General features: G+C 55.6%; 22 protein-coding genes and 3 tRNA genes. 14 read left to right on the forward strand and 11 right to left on the reverse strand.

Features of this window, described 5'->3' with window-relative positions; all coding sequences use genetic code 11:
• Positions 1-10: 10 nt before the first annotated feature.
• A complete protein-coding gene (gene argA / locus ACOTWU_RS06350) occupies positions 11-1,342 on the reverse strand; it encodes an amino-acid N-acetyltransferase (RefSeq protein ID WP_252049355.1) in 1,332 nt (443 codons plus the stop codon).
• Between the two features lie 227 nt (positions 1,343-1,569).
• On the opposite strand from argA, the gene amiC reads away from it, so the two are divergent.
• Positions 1,570-2,823 (forward strand): N-acetylmuramoyl-L-alanine amidase AmiC, encoded by a 1,254-nt coding sequence (amiC, locus tag ACOTWU_RS06355; RefSeq protein WP_017382840.1) that lies wholly within the window; start codon positions 1,570-1,572, stop codon positions 2,821-2,823.
• Positions 2,824-2,912: 89 nt separating this feature from the next.
• On the opposite strand, the gene ACOTWU_RS06360 is transcribed toward amiC, so the two are convergent.
• The 3 genes from ACOTWU_RS06360 to ACOTWU_RS06370 form a co-directional block, all read right to left on the reverse strand.
• Positions 2,913-2,989: transfer RNA gene (locus tag ACOTWU_RS06360), tRNA-Met, on the reverse strand.
• 44 nt (positions 2,990-3,033) lie between these two features.
• A tRNA-Met gene (locus tag ACOTWU_RS06365) sits at positions 3,034-3,110 on the reverse strand.
• Between the two features lie 44 nt (positions 3,111-3,154).
• Positions 3,155-3,231: transfer RNA gene (locus tag ACOTWU_RS06370), tRNA-Met, on the reverse strand.
• Positions 3,232-3,439: 208 nt separating this feature from the next.
• Between ACOTWU_RS06370 and mltA the strand changes: the two genes are divergently transcribed.
• On the forward strand, positions 3,440-4,537 hold the full coding sequence (gene mltA / locus ACOTWU_RS06375; RefSeq protein WP_015571742.1) for a murein transglycosylase A: 1,098 nt from the start codon (positions 3,440-3,442) through the stop codon (positions 4,535-4,537).
• Between the two features lie 75 nt (positions 4,538-4,612).
• Complete coding sequence (gene tcdA / locus ACOTWU_RS06380; RefSeq protein WP_006811804.1) at positions 4,613-5,419, forward strand: tRNA cyclic N6-threonylcarbamoyladenosine(37) synthase TcdA; 807 nt, start codon at positions 4,613-4,615, stop codon at positions 5,417-5,419.
• Here the strand turns inward: tcdA and csdE are convergent.
• Positions 5,410-5,856: a cysteine desulfurase sulfur acceptor subunit CsdE gene (csdE, locus tag ACOTWU_RS06385; RefSeq protein ID WP_017382839.1), complete on the reverse strand. Its 447-nt coding sequence runs from the start codon at positions 5,854-5,856 to the stop codon at positions 5,410-5,412. The two genes, tcdA and csdE, sit on opposite strands and share 10 nt — an antisense overlap.
• Positions 5,856-7,061: a cysteine desulfurase CsdA gene (gene csdA / locus ACOTWU_RS06390; protein ID WP_126498801.1), complete on the reverse strand. Its 1,206-nt coding sequence runs from the start codon at positions 7,059-7,061 to the stop codon at positions 5,856-5,858. The genes csdE and csdA overlap by 1 nt, the downstream gene beginning before the upstream one ends.
• Positions 7,062-7,252: 191 nt before the next feature.
• Here csdA and ACOTWU_RS06395 point away from each other — a divergent pair, with 191 nt between their 5' ends.
• From ACOTWU_RS06395 to rlmM, 4 genes are all read left to right on the forward strand, one after another.
• Positions 7,253-7,480, forward strand: coding sequence for a YgdI/YgdR family lipoprotein (locus tag ACOTWU_RS06395; RefSeq protein WP_015571738.1), 228 nt, complete (start codon positions 7,253-7,255; stop codon positions 7,478-7,480).
• A gap of 350 nt (positions 7,481-7,830) precedes the next feature.
• Complete coding sequence (gene gcvA, locus ACOTWU_RS06400) at positions 7,831-8,748, forward strand: glycine cleavage system transcriptional regulator GcvA (protein WP_003862758.1); 918 nt, start codon at positions 7,831-7,833, stop codon at positions 8,746-8,748.
• 39 nt (positions 8,749-8,787) lie between these two features.
• Entirely contained in the window at positions 8,788-9,183 is a 396-nt protein-coding gene (locus ACOTWU_RS06405; RefSeq protein WP_003862756.1) for a DUF423 domain-containing protein, read from the forward strand.
• A complete protein-coding gene (gene rlmM / locus ACOTWU_RS06410; RefSeq protein WP_126498802.1) occupies positions 9,176-10,276 on the forward strand; it encodes a 23S rRNA (cytidine(2498)-2'-O)-methyltransferase RlmM in 1,101 nt (366 codons plus the stop codon). The genes ACOTWU_RS06405 and rlmM overlap by 8 nt, the downstream gene beginning before the upstream one ends.
• A 57-nt stretch (positions 10,277-10,333) precedes the next feature.
• Here the strand turns inward: rlmM and xni are convergent, their stop codons facing one another.
• From xni to queF, 5 genes are all read right to left on the reverse strand, one after another.
• Positions 10,334-11,089: a flap endonuclease Xni gene (gene xni, locus ACOTWU_RS06415; RefSeq protein ID WP_023295348.1), complete on the reverse strand. Its 756-nt coding sequence runs from the start codon at positions 11,087-11,089 to the stop codon at positions 10,334-10,336.
• 112 nt (positions 11,090-11,201) lie between these two features.
• Positions 11,202-12,569 (reverse strand): L-serine ammonia-lyase, encoded by a 1,368-nt coding sequence (locus tag ACOTWU_RS06420; protein WP_126498803.1) that lies wholly within the window; start codon positions 12,567-12,569, stop codon positions 11,202-11,204.
• A 62-nt stretch (positions 12,570-12,631) separates the two neighbouring features.
• The gene (locus ACOTWU_RS06425) at positions 12,632-13,921 is read right to left on the reverse strand and encodes an HAAAP family serine/threonine permease (RefSeq protein WP_045907382.1); all 1,290 of its coding nucleotides are present in this window, start codon (positions 13,919-13,921) and stop codon (positions 12,632-12,634) included.
• A 504-nt stretch (positions 13,922-14,425) separates the two neighbouring features.
• Positions 14,426-15,790 carry a nucleotide 5'-monophosphate nucleosidase PpnN gene (gene ppnN / locus ACOTWU_RS06430; protein WP_003862748.1) on the reverse strand — a complete coding sequence of 455 codons (1,365 nt, stop codon included), beginning with the start codon at positions 15,788-15,790 and terminating at the stop codon, positions 14,426-14,428.
• Between the two features lie 116 nt (positions 15,791-15,906).
• Positions 15,907-16,749 (reverse strand): NADPH-dependent 7-cyano-7-deazaguanine reductase QueF, encoded by an 843-nt coding sequence (gene queF, locus ACOTWU_RS06435; RefSeq protein WP_015571734.1) that lies wholly within the window; start codon positions 16,747-16,749, stop codon positions 15,907-15,909.
• A gap of 69 nt (positions 16,750-16,818) precedes the next feature.
• Here queF and syd point away from each other — a divergent pair, with 69 nt between their 5' ends.
• The 7 genes from syd (at position 16,819) to gudD (ending at position 23,930) form a co-directional block, all read left to right on the forward strand.
• Positions 16,819-17,364: a SecY-interacting protein gene (gene syd, locus ACOTWU_RS06440; RefSeq protein WP_126498804.1), complete on the forward strand. Its 546-nt coding sequence runs from the start codon at positions 16,819-16,821 to the stop codon at positions 17,362-17,364.
• A 632-nt stretch (positions 17,365-17,996) separates the two neighbouring features.
• The gene (locus tag ACOTWU_RS06445; protein ID WP_045347787.1) at positions 17,997-18,326 is read left to right on the forward strand and encodes a YqcC family protein; all 330 of its coding nucleotides are present in this window, start codon (positions 17,997-17,999) and stop codon (positions 18,324-18,326) included.
• The gene (truC, locus tag ACOTWU_RS06450) at positions 18,323-19,108 is read left to right on the forward strand and encodes a tRNA pseudouridine(65) synthase TruC (protein WP_252049356.1); all 786 of its coding nucleotides are present in this window, start codon (positions 18,323-18,325) and stop codon (positions 19,106-19,108) included. Before ACOTWU_RS06445 ends, truC begins: the two co-directional genes overlap by 4 nt.
• A gap of 15 nt (positions 19,109-19,123) precedes the next feature.
• Entirely contained in the window at positions 19,124-19,573 is a 450-nt protein-coding gene (locus ACOTWU_RS06455; RefSeq protein WP_047741222.1) for a flavodoxin, read from the forward strand.
• Between the two features lie 308 nt (positions 19,574-19,881).
• Complete coding sequence (gene gudP, locus ACOTWU_RS06460) at positions 19,882-21,237, forward strand: galactarate/glucarate/glycerate transporter GudP (protein WP_003862734.1); 1,356 nt, start codon at positions 19,882-19,884, stop codon at positions 21,235-21,237.
• Positions 21,237-22,577, forward strand: a complete 1,341-nt coding sequence (locus ACOTWU_RS06465) for an enolase C-terminal domain-like protein (protein ID WP_126498838.1) — start codon at positions 21,237-21,239, stop codon at positions 22,575-22,577. Before gudP ends, ACOTWU_RS06465 begins: the two co-directional genes overlap by 1 nt.
• Before the next feature lie 15 nt (positions 22,578-22,592).
• A complete protein-coding gene (gene gudD / locus ACOTWU_RS06470; RefSeq protein ID WP_045338400.1) occupies positions 22,593-23,930 on the forward strand; it encodes a glucarate dehydratase in 1,338 nt (445 codons plus the stop codon).
• Positions 23,931-23,940 lie beyond the last annotated feature (10 nt).

Consider the following 23,940-nt stretch of genomic DNA (forward strand, 5'->3'; position numbering starts at 1 on the left):
AGGGTGACTGTTATCCCAGGTCCGCCATTAACACCTTCGAGCGGCGCTGGTAGTTGTACATCTCTTTCTTACTTTCCGGCAGGGAATCAATATCCACCGGCGTGAAGCCGCGCTCCTGGAACCAGTGAATGCTGCGCGTGGTAAGCACGAACAGCTTGCTCAGACCCTTCTGGCGCGCCTGTGCCGCCACGCGTTCAAGCAGCAGCTCCCCCCGTGAGGAGCTACGGTAATCAGGATGCACGGCGACGCACGCCATTTCGCCAATCTGCTCTTCCGGGAACGGATAAAGCGCCGCACAGGCAATGGTCAGGTTATCCCGCTGAATGATGGTGAACTTGTCGATCTCCATCTCCAGCTGCTCACGGGATCGGCGAACCAGAATTCCCTGTTGTTCCAGCGGACGGATCAGCTCCAGAATGCCGCCGATATCGTTGATGGTGGCACGGCGGATCTGCTCGGCGCTCTCCATGACGATCTGCGTACCGATCCCGTCACGGGAGAACAGCTCCTGCAACAGCGCGCCGTCTTCCTGATAGCTGATCAGGTGGCTGCGGCGCACCCCGCTACGGCACGCTTTAACGGCGCCGCGCAGAAAACGCACGGTACCGGAATAGTAATCGCCTTCTGCTTCCAGCGCTTCGACGCGCGCCTGGGCTTCATTCGGAAAAAGTTCTGGCACAATCACGCCCTCATCGTTCACGACACCCTGTGAGGAGCAAAAGCCGATCATTTTTTCCGCTTTCAGCTTGATGGCCAGCTGGGTGGCAATCTCTTCTGAGGTCAGATTAAAACTTTCACCCGTTACGGAGACGGCAACAGGGCCCATCAGAACGATCGCGCCATTGTCTAACTGGCGGTGAATGGCTTCTTCATCAATACGGCGGATGCGGCCGCTGTGGCAGTAATCCACGCCATCGTCCACGCCGAGCGGCTGAGCGATGATAAAGTTGCCGCTCACCACGTTGATGTGCGCGCCCTGCAACGGCGTATTATTCAGGCTCATCGACAGGCGGGCGGTGATATCGAGCTGCAACAGACCCGCCGCCTGTTTGACCAGCTCGAGGGTTTTCGCATCCGTCACGCGCGTGTGTTTGTGGTAGATCGGCTCATGGTGATGGGCGGCCAGGTTGGCTTCAATTTGCGGACGTGCGCCATACACCACCACCAGACGGATGCCGAGGCTGTGCAGCAGGCCGATATCGTTGACAATACTGGAAAAGTTTTCATGCTCAATGGCTTCGCCGCCAAGCATGATGACAAACGTTTTTCCCCGATGGGTGTTGATATAGGGAACAGAATGGCGGAATCCCTGGACCAGTTCGGTTCTGCGTTCCTTAACCATGACACAACCCTTAGTGAATGTTTATTCGTAATTTCTGTATTTTTATTCGATTGTGGCCGCGTGTGCAAGCCTAAATTTTCTGCGACCCACAGAAAATAATAAGTAATCCGTGCGTTAACGTATGATTGTTTACCCTTTTATAGATGACAGTTTATGCGTCATTCGTTAAAGTTTTCGGTCAATTTGGGCATTTTGTTCATCAATCAGATTTCTTGCTCGGGAGAAGCATGTCGGGATCCAATTCAGCAATAAGCCGCCGCCGCCTGTTAAAAGGGGCCGGGGCGATGTGGTTGCTTAGCGTCAGCCAGGTGGGTCTTGCCGCCACAAGCCAGGTAGTCGCGGTGCGCGTCTGGCCGTCGTCGACCTATACGCGCGTGACGGTCGAGTCCAATCGCGTGCTGAAATACAAGCAATTTGCCCTCAGCAATCCTGAACGTGTGGTGGTTGATCTCGAAGGTGTGAACCTCAACTCCGTGCTTAAAGGCATGGCAGCTCAGATCCGTGGCGACGATCCGTTTATTAAATCGGCGCGCGTCGGGCAGTTCGATCCGCAAACCGTGCGCATGGTGTTTGAGCTGAAGCAGAACGTGAAACCTCAGCTCTTTGCCCTTGCGCCTGTAGCCGCCTTTAAGGAGCGTCTGGTGATGGATCTCTATCCGGCGAATGCGACGGATATTCAGGATCCGCTTCTGGCATTACTTGAGGATTACAACAAAGGCGATCTCGACAGCCAGGTTCCGCCAGCGCAAAGTGGCCCACAGCCGGGCAAGGCGGGGCGCGATCGCCCGATTGTGATCATGCTCGATCCTGGCCACGGCGGAGAAGATTCCGGCGCCGTCGGGAAATATCGCACCCGCGAAAAAGATGTGGTGCTGCAAATTGCCCGTCGTCTGAAGGCCTTGATCGACAAAGAGGGTAATATGCGCGCCTACATGACGCGCAACGAAGATGTCTTTATCCCGCTGAAGGTCCGCGTGGCAAAAGCGCAAAAGCAGCGCGCGGATCTGTTTGTCTCTATTCACGCGGATGCCTTCACCAGCCGCCAGCCGAGTGGATCTTCAGTGTTTGCCCTGTCAACGAAAGGGGCGACCAGTACCGCCGCGAGATACCTGGCGGACACGCAGAACGCCTCGGATTTAATTGGTGGCGTGAGCAAAAGTGGCGACCGTTACGTCGACCATACGATGTTTGATATGGTGCAGTCGCTGACCATTACCGACAGCCTGAAGTTTGGTAAAGCAGTGCTGGGCAAGTTGGGCCGGGTCAACAAGCTGCACAAAAACAGCGTCGAGCAGGCCGGATTTGCGGTACTGAAAGCGCCAGATATTCCATCCATTCTGGTCGAAACCGCGTTTATCAGTAACGTGGAAGAGGAACGTAAGCTCAAGACGGCTAAATTCCAGCAGGAAGTGGCGGAGTCGATTCTGGCGGGGATCCGGGCCTACTTCTCAGACGGGGAAACGCTGGCGCGGCGGGGGTAGGGCATTAAGCCGGGTATCATGCCCGGCATTTTCACAAACGCCAGATACAAAAAAACACCCTTCAGGGTGTTTATTGTTTTAAGAAGTGTTGGTTGCGGGGGCCGGATTTGAACCGACGACCTTCGGGTTATGAGCCCGACGAGCTACCAGGCTGCTCCACCCCGCGTCCGTCTTTCTACACTTGTAGAAACTTACTTCTTCAAATTTGATTGGTTGCGGGGGCCGGATTTGAACCGACGACCTTCGGGTTATGAGCCCGACGAGCTACCAGGCTGCTCCACCCCGCGTCCGTCTTTCTACAGTCGTAGAAGATACTTCATCAAATTTTAATTGGTTGCGGGGGCCGGATTTGAACCGACGACCTTCGGGTTATGAGCCCGACGAGCTACCAGGCTGCTCCACCCCGCGTCCGTGGAAGCGCACTATACTCGGATAGGTTTGTGATGCAACCCCTTTTTCACATAATTCATTATTTTGTATGCAAAATGAACGGCAAAAGCCACTTTGGACTATTTTTTGTGCAGAATTTGCCAAAGGGAAGGTGATTGCATTTCATTAACACGGTGGGTTTGTTATCTTCATCTCGCGGAATTGGGCAACTAAAAGACGAGATATAATGAAAGGACGTTGGGCGAAGTATCTGATGACAGGCGCAATGGTGGCGATTCTTGCGGCCTGCTCTTCCAAACCGACCGATCGCGGTCAACAGTATAAAGACGGGAAGTTATCCCAGCCTTTCTCTTTAGTTAACCAGCCAGACGCCGTGGGCGCTCCGATCAATGCCGGAGACTTCTCCGAGCAGGTCTACCAGATCCGCACTGCTTCTCCGCGTTTATACGGTTCGCAGAACAATGTCTATAGCGCCGTCCAGGACTGGCTGCGTGCAGGCGGTGATACCCGCAATATGCGCCAGTTTGGTATCGATGCCTGGCAGATGGAGGGGGCGGATAACTACGGTAACGTCCAGTTCACCGGTTACTACACCCCGGTTGTCCAGGCGCGACACACACGCCAGGGCGAGTTCCAGTATCCCATTTACCGTATGCCGCCGAAACGCGGTCGTCTGCCGTCCCGCGCCGAGATCTACGCTGGCGCGCTGAGCGAAAATTACGTGCTGGCCTACAGCAACTCCCTGATGGACAACTTCATTATGGACGTGCAGGGCAGCGGCTATATTGATTTTGGCGACGGCTCGCCGCTGAACTTCTTTAGCTACGCCGGGAAAAATGGCCATGCCTATCGCAGCATCGGTAAGGTGCTCATCGACCGTGGCGAAGTGAAACGAGAAGATATGTCGATGCAGGCGATCCGCGAGTGGGGCGAAAAACACAGCGAAGCGGAAGTGCGTGAGCTGCTTGAGCAGAACCCATCGTTTGTCTTCTTCAAACCGCAGAACTTTGCGCCGGTGAAAGGGGCGAGCGCCGTCCCGCTGATTGGCCGCGCTTCTGTGGCATCGGATCGTTCGATTATCCCGGCAGGTACTACGCTGCTGGCGGAAGTTCCACTCCTCGACAACAACGGCAAATTCAACGGCAAGTATGAATTACGCCTGATGGTGGCGCTGGACGTGGGTGGGGCGATCAAAGGCCAGCACTTCGACATTTATCAGGGCATCGGCCCGGATGCCGGCCATCGTGCAGGCTGGTATAACCACTACGGACGCGTGTGGGTGCTGAAGGCAGCGCCGGGTACCGGAAACGTATTCAGCGGCTGATTGTGGTATTCTGAGGGCAAGACGGATTACGGTTCAGGGTGAGGAATACCTCACCCTTTTTACATCTGAGGTTTTATGTCTGTGGTAATCAGCGATGCCTGGCGCCAGCGTTTCGGCGGCACGGCACGGTTATATGGTGAAAAAGCCCTGCAACTGTTCGCGGATGCGCATGTCTGCGTGGTGGGCATTGGTGGTGTGGGTTCGTGGGCGGCAGAAGCGCTGGCGAGAACCGGCATTGGCGCAATTACGTTGATTGATATGGATGACGTCTGCGTCACTAACACTAACCGTCAGATCCACGCCCTGCGTGATAACGTCGGTCTGGCGAAGTCCGAGGTGATGGCGGAGCGTATTCGTCTCATCAACCCGGAGTGTAGGGTGACGGTGATCGACGACTTTGTGACGGCAGATAACGTCGCGGAGTACATGAGCAAAGGCTACAGCTATGTGATTGATGCCATCGACAGCGTGCGGCCAAAAGCGGCGCTGATCGCTTACTGTCGTCGTTACAAGGTGCCGCTGGTGACAACGGGCGGCGCGGGTGGACAAATTGATCCGACGCAGATCCAGGTGGCGGATCTGGCGAAAACCATTCAGGATCCGCTGGCCGCTAAGCTGCGCGAGCGCTTAAAAAGCGACTTCAACGTGGTGAAAAATAGCAAAGGCAAGCTGGGCGTGGACTGTGTGTTCTCGACAGAAGCGCTGGTTTATCCGCAGGCGGATGGTTCGGTCTGTGCAATGAAAAGCACGGCGGAAGGGCCAAAGCGGATGGATTGTGCCTCAGGGTTTGGAGCGGCCACCATGGTGACCGCCTCCTTCGGCTTTGTGGCGGTCTCTCACGCCCTGAAGAAGATGATGGCGAAGGCGGAACGTCAGGCCTGAGCCTGACGGGCGGCATCCAGTACCGCGTCGTTTAGCGCAATCAGTCCCTGACCGCGCGAGGCGCTAAGCTGCGCGCGAAGTCCCAGCTCATCAAACAGCGCCAGCGGAGAATGCGCCAGCAGTTCTGCGGCGCTTTTCCCTTCGATTGCGGTCAACAGCACCGCCAGCAGACCGCGAACAATGCGTCCCTCGCTGTCGCCGAAGAAATGCAGTTTCTCTCCGGATACGCTAAACCCAAGCCAGACGCGGTTCTCGCAGCCTGCGATCTCCTTCGCCTGTGATTTCAGCTCGTCTGACAGCGTGGGCAACTGTTTACCCAGCAGGATCAGCTGACGATATTTATCTTCCCACTGCGTGAGCGGGACGAAGGTCTGCTTTAACGTCTCTTCAGTAATAACGGTGCCGAACGGGTGCCCGGCTAAAGCTGAACTTGTCATTAATCCACCAGTAATTCCAGGGCGCGGTCGACGGCGGAAACCAGCGCATCGACGTCACTTTTTGTATTGTACGGTGCAAACGAGGCGCGCAGGGTACCGCTCACACCAATAGCCGCCAGCAGCGGCTGGGCGCAGTGCTGTCCGGCACGCAGGGCAATGCCGTATCCGGCAAGCAACGTCACCATGTCGCTATGGTGCACGCCCGCGAAATCAAAGGCGAGCAGGCTGGAGTCCTGGACGCGGAACGAGCGAAAACCCGGACGTTTTTTCAGTTCTTCTTCCGCCAGCGTCGCCAGACCCCGGCTCCAGCTTTCAGCCTGAACCACGTCCGTTTCTGCCAGCCATTCGAGCGCCGCGCTCAGACCGATAACCCCGGCCACGTTTGGGGTACCGGCTTCCAGGCGGTAGGGTACATCCTGCGTTTTAAAACCGTCGAAGGTGACTTCGGTAATCATCTTGCCGCCGCCGAGCCAGGGCTTCATCCGGGCCAGCAGTTCAGGTTTGCCGTACAGCGCGCCGATACCGGTTGGCCCGTACAATTTGTGTCCTGAGAAGGCATAGAAGTCGATATCCAGCGCCTGAACGTCAGCCGGAAAATGCACCACACCCTGCGCACCGTCGACCATCACCACCACGCCGCTGGCATGGGCAATCTCAATGGCACGCGCCAGATCCGGGCAGCCGCCGGTGACGTTGGACATCTGCCCCAGCGCCAGAATACGGCTGCGCGGCGTAATCAGCTCAGGCAGACGCGCCACGTCAGGCAGGAAGTCCGCACCCAACGGGAGCTTTACAACCTGTGCCCCGGTTTGTTCGGCCACCATCAGCCAGGGTACCAGGTTGGCGTGGTGTTCCGCCTCGCTGACGATGATCTCATCCCCGGGCTGCAACAGCGGACGCGCGTAACATTGCGCCACCATGTTAATGGCCTCGGTGGTGCCCCGCGTCCAGACGATGTTCTTACCGCTGTCAGCATTGATCAGGCGCGCGACCTGATCCCGTGCGGCTTCGTATTGCGCCGTTAAGCGCTGCGCGTCGGCATACTGGCTGCGGTGCACGTTCCCGGCGCTCAGGCTGTAAAACTGGCGGGTTGCCTCAATCACCGCCTGCGGTTTAAGGGCCGTGGCGGCGCTATCAAGATAAATGCCGGCATCGGCCAGCGCAGGAAACTGTGCGCGAAACTGCGCAGGACTGAAAGCGTTCATGGAATTCCTCATATCGATTCTATGATCGTCGCGCAAATTCATCGGCAGGGCAAGGAAGTTGATATCTATCAGATTTGTCTGCTTATCCTGGCGAGTCTGAAAAAGCAGGTTATGCTAAATAGTGTTAGGCGGATGTTTTAGCCTGTTATAAATCGAGGTTTGAATAGCATTAATTGCTAAAGGAGATAATCATGAAAAAGACAGCTGCAATCATTTCTGCCTGTGCGTTGACCTTTGCCCTGAGCGCCTGTTCTGGTAATAACTACGTAATGCATACCAACGATGGTCGATCTATCGTCTCTGAAGGGAAACCGACAACCGATAATGATACCGGGATGATTTCATACAAAGATGCTAACGGGAACAAACAGCAGATCAACCGCAGTGACGTGAAAGAGATGAAGGAAATCGAGCATTAACAGTTAGATAAGCGAAAAAAAAGCACCGCAAGTTGGCGGTGCTACATTAATCACTATGGACAGACAGGGTAAATGTACAGGAAGTGAAAAATTGGTAGCGTTGCTACCGTGGTCTGAATCGCAGACCAATTGCAAACACAACAACACAACATCACAACCGTAAGCCAAAAGCCCTTCAGAACACGCATTCCAAAAAAAGCTTTTCGTTCCGGCTCAGGAAGTGCCGCCACTATAGGTATTTGCTGGTAGTTCCTCAACGGACAAATTATAATGGCTCAGATAAAAAAAACTAATAGGTTAAACGTTGTTTCCTATATGTTAAATCTCGTTAACATCTAAGCCAGATAACCATGTCCAAGCGATTGCCACCTCTAAATGCATTACGTGTTTTTGATGCAGCAGCACGCCACCTCAGCTTCACCCGCGCAGCCGATGAGCTTTTTGTGACACAGGCCGCAGTAAGTCATCAAATCAAGTCTCTGGAGGATTTTCTGGGGCTTAAGCTGTTCCGTCGACGCAACCGTTCGTTGCTGTTGACCGAAGAGGGGCAGAGCTATTTTCAGGATATTAAAGAGATTTTTTCCCAGCTGACGGAAGCCACGCGCAAGCTTCAGGCCCGGAGCGCAAAAGGCGCTCTGACTGTGAGTTTATTGCCCAGTTTTGCCATTCAGTGGCTGGTGCCGCGACTCTCAAGCTTTAACTCAACTTATCCGGGAATCGATGTCCGAATCCAGGCGGTGGACCGTCAGGAAGACAAGCTGGCAGATGATGTGGACGTGGCGATTTTTTACGGTCGCGGTAACTGGCCGGGCTTGCGTGTGGAAAAATTATACGCAGAATATCTGTTGCCGGTCTGTTCACCGCTGCTGCTGACGGGGGATAAAGCGCTCAAAACGCCCGCCGATCTGGCGCAACATACGCTTTTGCACGATGCTTCGCGTCGCGACTGGCAAACTTATACCCGCCAGTTAGGTCTTAATCATATAAACGTGCAGCAGGGGCCCATTTTTAGCCACAGCGCGATGGTGCTACAGGCTGCCATTCACGGGCAGGGCGTGGCGTTGGCAAACAACGTTATGGCGCAGTCCGAAATTGAGGCAGGCCGTCTGGTTTGCCCATTTAACGATGTACTGGTCAGCAAGAATGCATTTTATCTGGTTTGTCATGACAGTCAGGCAGAACTGGGTAAAATAGCCGCTTTCCGGCAGTGGATACTGGCGAAAGCGGCAAGCGAGCAAGAAAAATTCCGCTTCAGGTATGAACAATAACGTTTGTGTGCCGGGCACGCATCAATTCAGGACTTAAACATGACCAGCCGATTCATGCTGATTTTCGCCGCGGTGAGTGGCTTTATTTTTGTAGCTCTGGGCGCGTTTGGCGCGCATGTCTTAAGCAAATCTCTGGGCGTTGTGGAGATGGGTTGGATCCAGACCGGCCTTGAATATCAGGCGTTCCACACGCTGGCAATTTTTGGGCTGGCGGTGGCGATGCAGCGCCGCATCAGCATCTGGTTTTACTGGAGCAGCGTCTTTCTGGCGCTGGGTACCGTACTGTTCAGCGGCAGTCTTTACTGTCTGGCGCTGTCGCATTTACGCCTGTGGGCGTTTGTTACACCTGTCGGCGGCGTCAGCTTCCTGGCGGGTTGGGTGTTAATGTTTATCGGAGCTATCCGTCTGAAACGCAAGGGCGTTGTTCATGAATAAGGTTGTTTTATATTGTCGCCCGGGGTTTGAGAAAGAGTGCGCCGCGGAAATCACCGATAAAGCGGCGAAGCGTGAAGTCTTCGGATTCGCTCGCGTCAAAGAGAACGCGGGCTATGTGGTATTTGAATGCTATCAGCCTGATGATGGCGACAAGCTGGCGCGCGAACTGCCGTTCAGCTCATTGATTTTCGCCCGTCAGATGTTTGTAGCGGGCGAACTGCTGAAAGATCTTCCGCCGGAAGATCGCATCACGCCGATTGTTGGCCTGTTGCAGGGCGTGGTGGAGAAGGGCGGCGATTTGCGCGTGGAAGTGGCCGACACCAACGAAAGCAAAGAGCTGATGAAGTTCTGCCGTAAGTTCACCGTGCCGCTGCGCGCGGCGCTGCGTGATGCGGGTGTGCTGACAAACTACGAAACGCCAAAGCGCCCGGTCGTGCATATCTTCTTTATTGCGCCAGGATGTTGCTACGCCGGCTACTCGTATACCACCAATAATTCGCCGTTCTTTATGGGGATCCCGCGTCTGCGCTTCCCGGCAGATGCGCCGAGCCGTTCAACCCTGAAGCTGGAAGAGGCGTTTCACGTCTTTATCCCGGCGGACGAGTGGGACGAACGTCTGGCAAACGGCATGTATGCCGTCGACCTTGGCGCGTGCCCGGGCGGCTGGACCTATCAGCTGGTGAAACGCAATATGTGGGTTTCGTCTGTGGATAACGGCCCGATGGCGCAAAGCCTGATGGATACCGGGCAGGTCACCTGGCTGCGTGAGGACGGCTTCCGCTATCGCCCGAACCGCAACAACATCTCCTGGATGGTGTGCGACATGGTAGAAAAACCGGCGAAAGTCGCGGCGCTGATGGCCTCCTGGCTGGTGAACGGCTGGTGTCGTGAGACGATTTTCAACCTCAAGCTGCCGATGAAAAAGCGCTACGAAGAGGTGTCGCAGAACCTGGCCTATATTCAGCAGCAGCTGGACGAACACGGGATTAACGCGGAAATCCAGGCGCGTCAGCTTTATCACGACCGCGAAGAAGTGACGGTCCATATCCGTCGCTGGTGGGCGGCCGTGGGTGGGCGTCGCGACGAGCGATAACGTTTGTAACGCCCGGTGGCGCTGCGCTTACCGGGCCTACAAAATCGTGTAGTTGTTTTAACGTTCTAACCTTAACTGCTGTAAATTCCCGTCCAGCTGTAAATCCGTCTGTAGCGTCGCCACCTCCCGGCAGATAAACGCCATCTCTTTATGCGCCTCCAGCTTTTTGCGCCATTTTTCCGGCACTTCATCAAGCCTGGCGTAAATTCCTTCCAGACTCTGAAACTCCGTCAGCAGCTGTGCGGCGCTTTTGGGTCCAATACCGGCGACACCCGGCACTTTAGAGCTGCTGATCCCCGCCAGCCCCCAGTAATCCGGCAGTTGCTCAGGCGATACGCCAAACTCGCTGGCAATGAATGGCGCGTCCAGCCAGCGTTTTTGAAAGTAGTCCCGGATGCGGATCGTTGGAGAGAGCAGCTGGCAGTAGCCTTTGTCGGTTGAAACGATAGTCGCCTGATGCCCGGCGCTCGCGACTTTAACCGCCAGCGTTGCGGCTAAATCGTCAGCCTCATTACCGTGGGCGCCCCAGCACGGAACGCCGCGCTGCTCAAAGGCCGCGCGGATAGCGGGCATTTCTGCGTGCAGATCGTCCGGCATCGGCGCACGTCCGGCTTTGTAGTCCGGCAGGCGCTGGTGCCGCCAGCCGGTATTGCGTGCTTCATCGTCGAATACGGCAACAGCGTGGGTGGGTTCGCTATGGCGAATGAGCTGCTCCAGCGCGTGTAAACAGGTGTCCTTGCAGGGGGTGCCCTGTACCGCATGAATACGGCGAATCAGGTTAAGTGCATCGACGATAAGCAAATGAACGGCCACAGATAATCTCCCTTCTGTCTAATGGGTGAAGGGTAACACTGAGCGCAGCATGAAACTATGAATGGTGGGGAAAACAGGAAGAAGCCTCGCAAAACGAGGCTTCCTGAGAGGCTTAATCGCAGGTGACGATCTTCATCGCCAGGCCACCGCGGGAGGTTTCGCGGTATTTGGCGTTCATATCTTTACCGGTTTCGTACATGGTTTCGATAACCTTGTCGAGGCAGACGCGCGGTTCGCTGGTACGACGCAGCGCCATACGGGCCGCGTTCACCGCTTTCACCGAGGCGATGGCGTTACGCTCGATGCATGGCACCTGGACCTGTCCGCCGACCGGATCGCAGGTCAGCCCCAGGTTATGTTCCATGCCGATTTCCGCCGCAATACAAACCTGCGCAGGGCTTGCGCCCAGCAATTCGGCCAGACCCGCCGCCGCCATAGAGCAGGCTACGCCCACTTCACCCTGACAGCCCACTTCCGCGCCGGAAATTGAGGCGTTCATCTTGTACAGTGAGCCAATCGCACTGGCGACAAGCAGGTAGCGCGCGAGTGAGTTTGCGTTCACTTCGCGGATAAACTTGTCGTAATACGCCAGGACTGCCGGAACAATGCCGCACGCCCCGTTGGTTGGCGCGGTGACGACGCGGCCACCCGCGGCGTTCTCTTCGTTCACCGCCAGCGCGAACATGTTGATCCAGTCGACGACGGCCATCGGGTCGGTGGTGGTTTTGTCGGTGCTGACCAGCATGCGGCGCAGCGCAGCCGCACGACGCGGAACACGCAGTTTACCCGGCAGCACGCCTTCGGTGGTGATCCCGCGCTCAATGCCGCTGCGCATCACTTCCCAGACGTTAGCGAAGTGCTGTTCCAGCTCCTCTTTGCTGTGCAGGGCCAGCTCGTTTTTCATCATCAGGCCGGAGAGAGAAAGCCCTGTCTTCTGGCAGTGACGCTGTAAGTCGGCCGCGTTTTTGTACGGGTACGGCACGTCAACGGCAGAATTAGTGCTTTGACCAAAATGGTCCTCGTCGACGATAAACCCGCCGCCGATGGAGTAATACGTCTGGCTGTAAACCGCTTTGTCACCGGCCAGCGCGGTAATGCGCATGCCGTTTTCGTGCAGCGACAGGTTATCCGCATGGAAATTCATGCAGTGATCAACCGGGAATTCAACCTCATGCTCGCCGTTCGCCAGCAGCAAACGACCGTGGGTGTTCACGTCCTGGATAAAGCCAGGTATTGCATCAATATCAACGGTATCCGGCAGATTACCCGCCAGCCCCATGATAATGGCAATATCGGTATGGTGGCCTTTACCGGTCAGGGAAAGGGAACCATATACATCGACAACCACGCGGGTGATGTCGTGCAAAATGCCGCGTGCAATCAAGTCATCCGTGAATTGTTTACCGGCTTTCATTGGTCCGACGGTGTGAGAGCTGGAAGGACCAATACCGATTTTGAAGATATCGAATACGCTAATCATGATGCGTCCATTGCTTCAGTCAGAGGGGAGAAGTGCGCCGTCCGCAGACGGCGCAGGAGGTATTAGCTGAACAGCGAGTAGAAAATAGCGGAGATGGCAATCAGGCCCATCACAACAACGAACACGTTGCTGATATGGCCGCTGTATTTACGCATCGCAGGCACTTTCTGAATCGCGTACATCGGCATCAGGAACAGGATCATCGCGATAATCGGGCCGCCAAGGGTTTCAATCATGCCCAGAATGCTTGGGTTCAGGGTGGCTACCGCCCAGGTGGTCACCAGCATGAACAGCGCAGTGATTTTGTTCAGTCGGTTGATTTCAATGGTCTTGCCTTTACCGCGCAGAGATTTAATCACCATGCCGTTGAAGCCTTCACGTGCGCCCAGGTAGTGGCCCAGGAAGGATTTGGTGATGGCGATAATTGCGATGATCGGCGCCATCCACGCAATCAGCGGTGCGTTAAAGTGGTTTGCCAGGTAAGACAGAATAGAGATGTTCTGCTCTTTCGCCGCCGCCAGATCCGCCGGGGAGAGGCTCAGCACGCAGCTGAACACGAAGAACATGACGGTCAGTACCATCATGATGTGCGCGCGAGCCAGGATGCTGGAGCACTTCTTCTCAGCGCCATTGCCGTACTCTTCACGCTTCGCTACTGCGAAGGAAGAGATGATTGGCGAGTGGTTGAAGGAGAACACCATCACCGGGATCGCCAGCCACAGGGTCAGCAGCAGACCGTTGCCGGTCGTGGATGCGCTGCTCAGAGACAGGGTTTCCAGCGCAGCGCCGTTCCACTGTGGGATCAGGTACAGAGCCAGCACCATCAGGGCCGCAACAAACGGGAACACCAGCACGCTCATCGCTTTCACAATCATCTGCTCGCCGAAGCGCACGATGGTCATCATACCGACGATCAGGATCAGGGACAGAATCGCACGCGGCGGCGGGGTCATCTGAAGCTGGTGCATCATAAAGCTTTCAACGGTGTTGGTGATAGCAACGCTGTACACCAGCAGAATCGGGTAAATCGCGAAGAAGTAGAGCAGTGTAATCAGCTTACCTGCGCCGACGCCGAAGTGTTCTTCAACGACTTCAGTGATGTCTTCGCCCGGGTTTTTACCGGACAGCACGAAGCGGGTCAGGCCGCGGTGTGCAAAGAAGGTCATCGGGAAGGCGATGAGAGCCATGATGATCAGCGGGATCATACCGCCGACACCTGCGTTGATAGGAAGGAACAGTACACCAGCGCCGATTGCTGTGCCGTACAGGCCAAGCATCCACATGGTATCCGTTTTGCGCCAGGCGCTTCGGGATTCAATCGAAGCAACGGTGCTGGTTTGAGTGGTTTCCATCTGTATCTCCTGGAGGAAGCAAATTGTCAGGTTTTTAGTCAAATCCGATGAAAAAGTGCCTGACGGTAATATGAAATTCGTTCAGTGACGGTTTTTTAATAATTTTTGCCCGTAACTATTGGCGGGCGGAAAGATACATTCTAGTTATGAATCTATCAGTGATCGCGATCCCAAATGCAATAATCCACTTGTGATGTGGGTATCTTTAGACCATTTATCTGTTAAAAAAACATCAAAGAGAATTTACGGGCGCGAAGGCTACCATTAACGACATGTTTTCGAAAAGGTCGACCCGCGATATAGGTGTCTTTCGCTGTAAAGAAATGGGATTTTAGGATTTTCTGGCGGGTAATTTCGATTAAGGCTGATTATTTACGGTTTCAAAAACGAGGTAATCGTTTGCGCAGGCGTCAGATTTGTTAATAACATTGAAGATCGCTATGAATTGCATCACGAATAAAAAAGCCGGATGACGATCCGGCTTGAGAGGAGAGAAATGTCGCTTTACTTGATGATTTCGTAACACGGAATATAGGCAGAGCCCGGAAGCTTCATGCGGTGCTGAGCGACAAAGCCCTGCAACATGTCATCCATGCGGCGCATCATCTCCGGGTCACCGTGGATCTTATACGGGCCAAACTCTTCAATTGCGCGTATTCCCACCTCTTTCACGTTCCCCGCCACGATGCCAGAGAAGGCGCGACGCAGGTCGGCAGCCAGCACTTCCACCGGCTGATCCGGATAGAGTTTAAGGTTCGCCATGTTCTCATGCGACGGCTCGAAGGGGATCTGAAGATCCGGTGCGATACGGATGGACCAGTTAAAGCTGTAGGCATCCCCGGTATCACGACGATTCTCTTTCACCAGCGGCATCGCTTTTTTCATCTGACGGGCCACTTCTGCGGCATCGTCAATAATAATGCGGTAGTGACGGCGCGCGTCTTCGCCCAGCGTATGCACGATAAACTCGTCCAGCACGCGGAAATAGTCGGCGCTCTCTTTCGGGCCGGTCAGGATCAGCGGCAGAACCTGATCTTTGTTGGCCGGGTTCATCAGGATCCCGAGCAGATAAAGCAGCTCTTCCGCCGTACCTACGCCGCCCGGGAAGATGATGATGCCGTGCGCGATACGGACAAACGCCTCAAGACGTTTTTCGATATCCGGCATAATAATCAGTTCGTTAACCAGCGGGTTAGGCGGCTCAGCGGCGATGATCGACGGCTCGGTCATGCCGATAAAACGGCCTTCTTTATAGCGTTGCTGCGCGTGTCCTACTGCCGCGCCTTTCATCGGCGCTTCCATCGCACCAGGACCGCAACCGGTACAGATATTCAGTTCGCGCAGGCCGAGCTGCGTCCCAACGCGGCGGGCATACAGGTATTCGGTTTCGTTAATGGAGTGACCACCCCAGCAGACGACCATGTTCGGCGCTTCACCCACGTGCAGGGCACGGGCGTTACGCAGAATAGAGAAGACCAGGTTGGTGATATGAACGGAACTTTCCAGGTCAAGATGCTGGAAACGACCGGCGTTGCTGATTTGTCCGTTAACAAACAGGATGTCGCGCAGCACGGCAAACAGGTTGGCCTGAAGTGAGCGAATAATACGCCCGTCGACAAAAGCGTCTTCCGGCGGGTTGATCACTTCCAGCTTCACCCCGCGCTCGCGGCGCAGCACGTTGATATCAAAACTTTCGAAGCGGGACAGCAGCTCTTTACTGTTGTCGGTCAGGCTTCCGGAGTTCAGTACGGCAAGTGAACAGTTACGAAACAGTTGATAAAGGTCGCTACTGGCGGTGCGTTTAAGCATGTCCACTTCCAGCTGCGACAACATATCCATAGAGCCAAGCGGGCTAATATGTGTAATCAAGTGAGCTCCTTATGGGACGATTATCGTCTTTCCCTGTTGATTACAATAGCCCTGGCTTATGACGTTTCACAACACTTCGGGCGGAATACCGCCCGCATATTGTGAAAATATTTATCTTACTGGCGCACCAGCCGTCCGGTGGCAGGCACAAAATCGGTATTGGTGCGCCACGGATTGATATCCAGACCGCCGCGACGGGTGTAGCGGGCGTAAACGCTCAGCTTTTCGGGCTGGCAGAAACGCTGGATGTCGTTGAAGATGCGCTCCACGCACTGCTCGTGGAATTCGTTGTGATGACGGAATGACACCAGGTAACGCAGCAGCTTTTCACGGTCAATCTGCGGGCCGCGGTACTGGATCTGTACCGAGCCCCAGTCCGGCTGATGGGTGATAAGGCAGTTGGATTTCAGCAGATGGCTGACCAGCGTCTCGTTGACCACTTTTCCGCCCGCCGCGTTTTCCAGGTAGTCGGTGCTAAATTCATAGCTTTCCACCTCAATGTCCTGATCGTCGATGCAGGTGCCGTGGAAATGGGCGACAGGCTGTCCTTCCAGCTCATGCAGACGGTATAACGAGACGGTTACGTTCCCCTGCGCGCACGCGCTTAAATCACGTTCAAGCGTCTGTTGCACCTCGTCCCAGCTGTTGAATTTGGTCTGGTTAAAGCTGTTGAGATAGAGCTTAAAGCTCTTGGATTCGACCAGGTTTACGCTGGCATAATCCAGCTCGACGTGGCCCACGGCCACCTGCGGCAGACCGCGCGCATTCAGCCAGGAGAGTTCGTACAGCGTCCAGATGTCGCCGCCGACAAACGGCAGCGCGTCAGCGTGCAGCCCGAGCGGATCGCGGTTCAGACTGCGCGGCACGCCCTGCAACAGGCTTGCATCGTAGGTGTCGCGGTAATCGGTCGATTTACCCAGCGTTAAGCCCGTTAACGCCTGATGATTTTCGTAAGACATGTTTCATAGCCACTTTACAGGTACACTTATGGGCTGAGTTTATCCTGTCTTACAAGAAGAGAGAAATCGGTGGATATCGAAACTGCAAATGCCCTGACGTCCTTCACGTCCCGCTATTGCGATGCCTGGCATGAAAAGCGGGGGACGTGGCCGCAAAGTACTGACTTATATGGCGTGCCGTCACCGTGCATTATCGCTTCGCAGGATGATTACGTTATCTGGCAACCGAAACCGTTCACGGGCGAGCAGAATGTAAATGCGGTTGAACGCGCGATAGACATTGTGATACAACCTGCGCTTCATGCATTTTATACCACGCAGTTTGCCGGGGATATGACTGCATGTTTTGCAGGACAGCCGTTGACGCTGCTGCAAACCTGGAGCGAAGACGATCTGCAACGCGTTCAGGAAAACCTCATTGGTCACCTGGTCACGCAAAAACGCCTTAAGCTCTCTCCGACTCTTTTTATTGCGACGCTCGACAGTGAACTGGACGTCATTTCTGTCTGCAACCTGTCTGGCGAGGTCATCAAAGAGACGCTCGGCACCCGCAATCGCGACGTTCTCGCGCCTTCACTTGCGGATTTTCTTACCCAAATTAAGCCGCTTCTGTAATCCATGATGCTACTGGACGTGTGAGAGATCTCTTACACGCTCTGTGAGACATCGCCGAAACAGTTAGCGTTGCCTTAGGAATTTCAGATTAATATTAACTTTTCTTTCAACAGGTTAGTGTTTTTCTGAAAGGAAATCCCCCGTTTCGCCTGGCTTACATTGCTTACAAGGTGGGTTGTAAGACGAAGCAGAATAGCGGATTCTATCTGTGTCGACAGGATGCCGACACGAGAAACGAACATCAGGATGATGGCGTTTCTTACCAGGGACACGTCAGGATGACGCCGCAGGAAGGCTTCAGGATGAAGCAAAGTGGATCACGCAGGATGCGTAAGGGACACCTCCAGGAAGGAGAACGAGAGCCGGTCAGTATGGTCGGTGGGTCAGGATGGCCAGGACGTTTCAGGATGAAACCTACACATCAGGACGATGTGAGCAGGAAGCAAAAGGTAAATGGATGACCAGGCCTTCGGGCATCAGGAAAAGTTGTCACGGATGAGCAGGGAGCACGTATTGTAGCTGGAATGCTGCGAAACGAACCGGGAGCACTGTTTTTACAGTGCTCCCTTTTTTTATTTCTGTCGTCCGCAATGCTATGCTTCGCGCCATTCCGTTTTTCAGTTGAGGTATATATGTCGCATCATGACAACGTTCGTGCGCAGTTGCACGCCATCGAAGCCCTTATGCGCCACCATCAGCTGTGGCAGGATAACGCGCCGCAGCCAGACGCGTTCGCCAGCACCCAACCGTTTTGTCTGGATACGCTGGCCCCGTTCGAGTGGCTCCAGTGGGTCTTAATTCCGCGTATGCACGCGCTACTGGAAGGTGGTCACGCGTTGCCCGCGTCTTTTGCCGTCTCTCCCTATTACGAAATGGCGCTGGAAGCGACCCACCCGGCGCGTGCCATGATGCTGGTGGAGCTGGAAAAGCTCGATGCGCTTTTCGCCGGTGACGATGCATGACGCTTGAGATCCTTTATCAGGATGAGTGGTTAGTGGCGGTGAATAAACCGTCCGGCTGGCTGGTGCACCGTAGCTGGCTCGATCGCGATGAGAAAGTCGTGGTCATGCAAACCGTGCGCGATCAGATCGGTCAGCACGTCTTTACTGCTCATCGTCTGGATCGGCCAACCTCTGGCGTTCTGCTGATGGGGCTTTCCAGTGAGGCGGGTCGACTGCTTTCGCAGCAGTTTGAGCAGCACCAGATGCAAAAGCGCTACCACGCCATCGTGCGTGGCTGGCTGACGGATTCCGCCACGCTTGATTATCCGCTGGTGGAGGAACTGGATAAAATTGCCGATAAATTTGCCCGCGAAGATAAAGGCCCGCAGCCTGCGGTGACCGACTATCGCGGTATGGCGGCCACAGAACTGCCGGTGGCGACCAGCAAATTTCCGACCACGCGATACAGTCTGGTTGAGCTTTTGCCCAAAACCGGGCGCAAGCACCAGCTTCGCCGCCATCTTGCACATCTGCGCCACCCAATTATCGGCGACAGCAAGCACGGCGATCTGCGCCAGAACCGCAGCGCGGCCGAGCACTTTGGCTGTAACCGGCTGATGCTGCACGCCAGCGAGCTACGCCTGACGCACCCGTTTACCGGCGAACCGCTGACTATTCGCGCGGGGCTGGACGAGGTCTGGATGCAGGCGTTGTCACAGTTTGGCTGGCTGGGACAACTCGCCGAAAATGAAAGGGTTGAGTTTGCCGCAGGCAACGTTCAGGATGAACAGCAAGCGCAATAATTACGGGAGCAAAGCATGGCTGAAGTAGGCATTTTTGTCGGCACGATGTACGGCAACTCGCTGCTGGTGGCGGAGGAAGCGGAAGCAATCCTTGTAAACCAGGGCCATAAAGCAACGGTCTATGAAGATCCGGAGCTGGCGGAATGGGAAAAGTATAAAGATAAATACATCCTGGTGGTGACCTCCACCACCGGGCAGGGCGATCTGCCGGACAGCATCGTCCCGCTTTTCCAGGGCATTAAAGACCAGCTCGGCTATCAGCCAGATGTTCACTATGGCATCATCGCCCTCGGCGATAGCTCTTACGCTAATTTCTGCGGCGGCGGTAAACAGTTCGACGCGCTGTTGCAGGAACAGAGCGCTCAGCGCGTCGGAGAGATGTTGCTGATTGATGCGGGTGAACACCCTGAGCCAGAAAGCGAGTCAAATCCCTGGGTTGAACACTGGGCAACGCTCCTGAACTAACCCTGTACTATACAAACGCCAGGCCGGGTCAGGCGTAGCCGCCACCCGGCATTACACCCCGCCCCAAACGCCATTTCCGTGAACCACCTTCCACTCCTCTGGGCTTATGCCCTAAACAACCTCCCTCACGCCCTTCAATACTGTGTTTTTGCACGGTGAGGTGAAGAGGCACTCCTTCATATACTTTTCCCGTCACTATAAAACGGCTTCTGGCCGTACCAAAACCAAACACAAATCTCTCATTCTGATTACCCTACAGGTGCTGTACAGAATGAACCAGGCGAAAGCTATGTTTCAGGAGTGCAACAATGAGTACATTAAGCCACGCGGCGAGCAGCGCTGAGAAGCGCACCAACGCCCGCTACTGGATAGTGGTGATGCTGTTTATCGTCACCTCTTTCAACTACGGCGACCGTGCCACGTTATCCATTGCCGGCTCTGAGATGGCAAAGGACATCGGACTTGATCCGGTAGGTATGGGTTATGTTTTCTCCGCATTTTCATGGGCCTACGTAATCGGCCAAATCCCTGGCGGCTGGCTGCTGGACCGCTTTGGTTCAAAACGGGTCTATTTCTGGTCCATTTTCATCTGGTCGATGTTTACCCTGTTACAGGGCTTCGTGGATATCTTCAGCGGCTTCGGCATTATCATTGCGCTCTTTACCCTCCGCTTCCTGGTGGGCTTAGCGGAAGCGCCATCATTCCCTGGCAACAGCCGTATTGTGGCCGCCTGGTTCCCGGCGCAGGAGAGGGGAACGGCGGTAGCCATCTTTAACTCGGCGCAATACTTTGCGACGGTTATTTTCGCGCCAATCATGGGCTGGCTGACGCACGAAGTGGGCTGGTCGCACGTCTTCTTCTTCATGGGCGGGCTGGGGATCGTCATCAGCTTCATCTGGCTGAAAGTGATCCACGAACCAAACCAGCATCCGGGCGTGAACAAGAAAGAGCTGGACTACATTGCTGAAGGTGGGGCGCTGATCAACATGGATCAGAAAACCCAGAAAGCTAAAGTTCCGTTCAGCCAGAAATGGGGGCAGATCAAACAGCTCGTCGGCTCACGAATGATGATCGGTATCTATCTCGGCCAGTACTGCATTAACGCCTTAACCTACTTCTTTATCACCTGGTTCCCGGTTTACCTGGTGCAGGCACGCGGGATGTCGATTCTGAAGGCGGGGTTTGTCGCCTCCGTGCCGGCCATCTGCGGCTTCGTGGGCGGGGTGCTTGGCGGGGTCATCTCCGACTGGCTGATGCGTCGTACCGGTTCGCTGAATATTGCGCGTAAAACGCCAATCGTACTCGGCATGCTGCTCTCCATGACCATGGTGTTCTGTAACTACGTCAGCGCGGAGTGGATGATTATCGGCTTTATGGCGATGGCCTTCTTCGGTAAAGGCATTGGCGCACTGGGCTGGGCGGTGATGGCAGATACCGCGCCGAAAGAGATCAGCGGCCTGAGCGGCGGTCTGTTCAACATGTTTGGCAACATTTCCGGCATTGTCACCCCAATCGCTATCGGTTACATCGTCGGCACCACTGGCTCCTTCAACGGCGCGCTGATTTATGTAGGCGTCCATGCGCTGGTGGCGGTACTCAGTTATCTGGTGCTGGTGGGTGACATCAAACGAATCGAACTGAAACCTGTTGGGGAGCGCGGATGATGACAACGCAATCAAGCCCGATCGTGACGGAGATGAAGGTCATTCCGGTGGCGGGGCAGGACAGCATGCTGCTCAACATTGGTGGCGCGCATAACGCCTGGTTCACCCGCAACATTGTGGTGCTGACCGACAGCGCAGGGAATACCGGCGTCGGGGAAGCGCCTGGCGGAGAGGTGATTTACCAGACGCTGGTCGACGCCATCCCGCAGGTGGTTGGGCAGGAGGTCGCCCGCCTGAACAAGGTGGTTCAGCGGGTGCATAAGGGCAACCAGTCGGCGGATTTTGATACCTTCGGCAAAGGCGCCTGGACGTTTGAACTGCGCGTTAACGCGGTGGCGGCGCTGGAGGCGGCTCTCCTCGATTTACTGGGCAAGGCGCTGAACGTGCCGGTCTGCGAACTGCTGGGGCCAGGCAAACAGCGTAATGCGGTAACGGTGCTGGGCTATCTGTTCTACGTTGGCGACCGGACGAAAACCGATCTGCCGTATCTGGAACGCTCGCCGGGCAGCCACGAGTGGTATCACCTGCGTCATCAGGAGGCGCTCTCTGGCGAGGCGGTGGTACGCCTTGCAGAGGCGGCGCAGGATCGCTACGGCTTCAAAGACTTCAAGCTGAAAGGCGGCGTTCTGCCCGGCGAGCAGGAGATTGACAGCGTGCGCGCGTTGAAAAAACGCTTCCCGGAGGCACGCATCACCGTCGATCCGAACGGCGCCTGGCAGCTGGATGAAGCTATCGCGCTGTGCAAAGGGCTGGGCGACGTGCTGACCTACGCGGAAGATCCGTGCGGCGCCGAGCAGGGATTTTCTGGCCGCGAGGTGATGGCCGAATTCCGCCGCGCTACCGGGCTGCCGGTTGCGACCAACATGATCGCCACCAACTGGCGTGAAATGGGCCATGCGGTGATGCTGAATGCGGTGGACATACCGCTGGCGGACCCGCACTTCTGGACCCTTTCCGGCGCGGTGCGCGTGGCGCAGCTGTGCGATGACTGGGGGCTCACCTGGGGCTGCCACTCCAATAACCATTTCGACATTTCGCTGGCGATGTTTACCCACGTTGGCGCGGCGGCGCCGGGCAACCCGACCGCCATCGATACGCACTGGATCTGGCAGGAAGGCGAAGCGCGCCTGACCAAAAATCCACTTGAAATCAAAAACGGCACCATTGCCGTACCGGATGCGCCGGGGCTGGGCGTGGAGCTTGACTGGGATCAGATCCACAAGGCGCATGAAGCGTATAAAAAACTGCCGGGCGGCGCGCGCAACGACGCAGGCCCGATGCAGTACCTTATCCCCGGCTGGACATTTGACCGTAAGCGCCCTGTATTTGGACGTCACTGATAAAAGGATCGAACGATGAGCACATTTTCTACCCCTGTAGTCACCTCCATGCAGATCATTCCTGTCGCGGGACATGACAGCATGCTGATGAACCTGAGCGGCGCCCATGCGCCGTTCTTCACCCGTAATATTGTGGTGATCAAGGACAACTCAGGGCATACCGGTGTCGGTGAAATCCCGGGCGGGGAGAAGATCCGTAAAACGCTGGAGGACGCCATTCCGCTGGTGGTGGGTAAAACGCTGGGCGAGTACAAAAATGTGCTGACTCGCGTGCGTACGACCTTTGCCGATCGTGATGCGGGTGGCCGTGGTGTGCAAACGTTTGATCTGCGCACCACTATCCATGTGGTCACGGGCATTGAAGCCGCGATGCTGGATCTGCTGGGCCAGCATCTTGGCGTCAATGTCGCCTCCCTGCTGGGCGACGGCCAACAGCGCAGCGAAGTGGAAATGCTCGGCTACCTGTTCTTTATCGGCAACCGCAAACTCACCCCGCTGCCGTACCAGAGCCAGCCGGACGAAAAATGCGACTGGTATCGTGTGCGTCACGATGAAGCGATGACCCCGGACGCGGTAGTGCGCCTGGCGGAAGCCGCGTATGAAAAATATGGCTTTAATGACTTCAAGCTGAAAGGCGGTGTACTGGCGGGTGAAGAAGAAGCAGAGGCGATCGCCGCGCTGGCGAAGCGCTTCCCGCAGGCGCGCGTCACGCTGGATCCGAACGGTGCCTGGTCGCTTGATGAGGCGATAAAAATCGGTAAGCAGCTTAAAGGCGTGCTGGCCTATGCGGAAGATCCGTGCGGTGCAGAGCAGGGGTTCTCCGGACGTGAAGTGATGGCGGAGTTCCGTCGCGCCACCGGGCTGCCAACCGCCACCAACATGATCGCGACCGACTGGCGTCAGATGGGGCACACGCTCTCGCTGCAATCGGTGGACATTCCGCTGGCAGACCCGCACTTCTGGACGATGCAGGGCTCGGTTCGCGTGGCGCAGATGTGCCATGAGTTCGGCCTGACCTGGGGCTCGCACTCCAACAACCACTTCGACATCTCGCTGGCGATGTTCACCCACGTGGCGGCTGCCGCGCCGGGCAACATTACCGCCATCGACACCCACTGGATCTGGCAGGAGGGCAACCAGCGCCTGACCAAACAGCCGTTTGAAATCAAAGGCGGTATGGTACAGGTTCCTGCTACGCCGGGTCTGGGCGTAGAGCTGGATATGGACCAGGTCATGAAAGCACATGAGCTGTACCAGAAACACGGCCTGGGTGCGCGTGATGACGCGCTGGCGATGCAATACCTGATCCCAGAGTGGACATTCGACAATAAACGTCCGTGCATGGTACGATAAGCACATTGGG

It is taken from the genome of Enterobacter cloacae complex sp. GYL001 (assembly GCF_049237125.1).
Lineage (GTDB): Bacteria > Pseudomonadota > Gammaproteobacteria > Enterobacterales > Enterobacteriaceae > Enterobacter > Enterobacter hormaechei_C.

Excerpts from the sequence above, each read along its gene's own strand:
- rlmM (WP_126498802.1), top strand. The coding sequence starts at position 9,176 with ATGAATAAGGTTGTTTTATATTGTCGCCCGGGGTTTGAGAAAGAGTGC.
- argA (WP_252049355.1), bottom strand. The coding sequence starts at position 1,342 with ATGGTTAAGGAACGCAGAACCGAACTGGTCCAGGGATTCCGCCATTCT.
- ACOTWU_RS06420 (WP_126498803.1), bottom strand. The coding sequence starts at position 12,569 with ATGATTAGCGTATTCGATATCTTCAAAATCGGTATTGGTCCTTCCAGC.
- ACOTWU_RS06425 (WP_045907382.1), bottom strand. The coding sequence starts at position 13,921 with ATGGAAACCACTCAAACCAGCACCGTTGCTTCGATTGAATCCCGAAGC.
- ACOTWU_RS06395 (WP_015571738.1), top strand. The coding sequence starts at position 7,253 with ATGAAAAAGACAGCTGCAATCATTTCTGCCTGTGCGTTGACCTTTGCC.
- gudD (WP_045338400.1), top strand. The coding sequence starts at position 22,593 with ATGAGCACATTTTCTACCCCTGTAGTCACCTCCATGCAGATCATTCCT.
- amiC (WP_017382840.1), top strand. The coding sequence starts at position 1,570 with ATGTCGGGATCCAATTCAGCAATAAGCCGCCGCCGCCTGTTAAAAGGG.
- tcdA (WP_006811804.1), top strand. The coding sequence starts at position 4,613 with ATGTCTGTGGTAATCAGCGATGCCTGGCGCCAGCGTTTCGGCGGCACG.
- ACOTWU_RS06405 (WP_003862756.1), top strand. The coding sequence starts at position 8,788 with ATGACCAGCCGATTCATGCTGATTTTCGCCGCGGTGAGTGGCTTTATT.
- csdE (WP_017382839.1), bottom strand. The coding sequence starts at position 5,856 with ATGACAAGTTCAGCTTTAGCCGGGCACCCGTTCGGCACCGTTATTACT.
- csdA (WP_126498801.1), bottom strand. The coding sequence starts at position 7,061 with ATGAACGCTTTCAGTCCTGCGCAGTTTCGCGCACAGTTTCCTGCGCTG.
- gcvA (WP_003862758.1), top strand. The coding sequence starts at position 7,831 with ATGTCCAAGCGATTGCCACCTCTAAATGCATTACGTGTTTTTGATGCA.
- ACOTWU_RS06455 (WP_047741222.1), top strand. The coding sequence starts at position 19,124 with ATGGCTGAAGTAGGCATTTTTGTCGGCACGATGTACGGCAACTCGCTG.
- ACOTWU_RS06445 (WP_045347787.1), top strand. The coding sequence starts at position 17,997 with ATGTCGCATCATGACAACGTTCGTGCGCAGTTGCACGCCATCGAAGCC.
- gudP (WP_003862734.1), top strand. The coding sequence starts at position 19,882 with ATGAGTACATTAAGCCACGCGGCGAGCAGCGCTGAGAAGCGCACCAAC.
- truC (WP_252049356.1), top strand. The coding sequence starts at position 18,323 with ATGACGCTTGAGATCCTTTATCAGGATGAGTGGTTAGTGGCGGTGAAT.
- queF (WP_015571734.1), bottom strand. The coding sequence starts at position 16,749 with ATGTCTTACGAAAATCATCAGGCGTTAACGGGCTTAACGCTGGGTAAA.
- ACOTWU_RS06465 (WP_126498838.1), top strand. The coding sequence starts at position 21,237 with ATGACAACGCAATCAAGCCCGATCGTGACGGAGATGAAGGTCATTCCG.
- mltA (WP_015571742.1), top strand. The coding sequence starts at position 3,440 with ATGAAAGGACGTTGGGCGAAGTATCTGATGACAGGCGCAATGGTGGCG.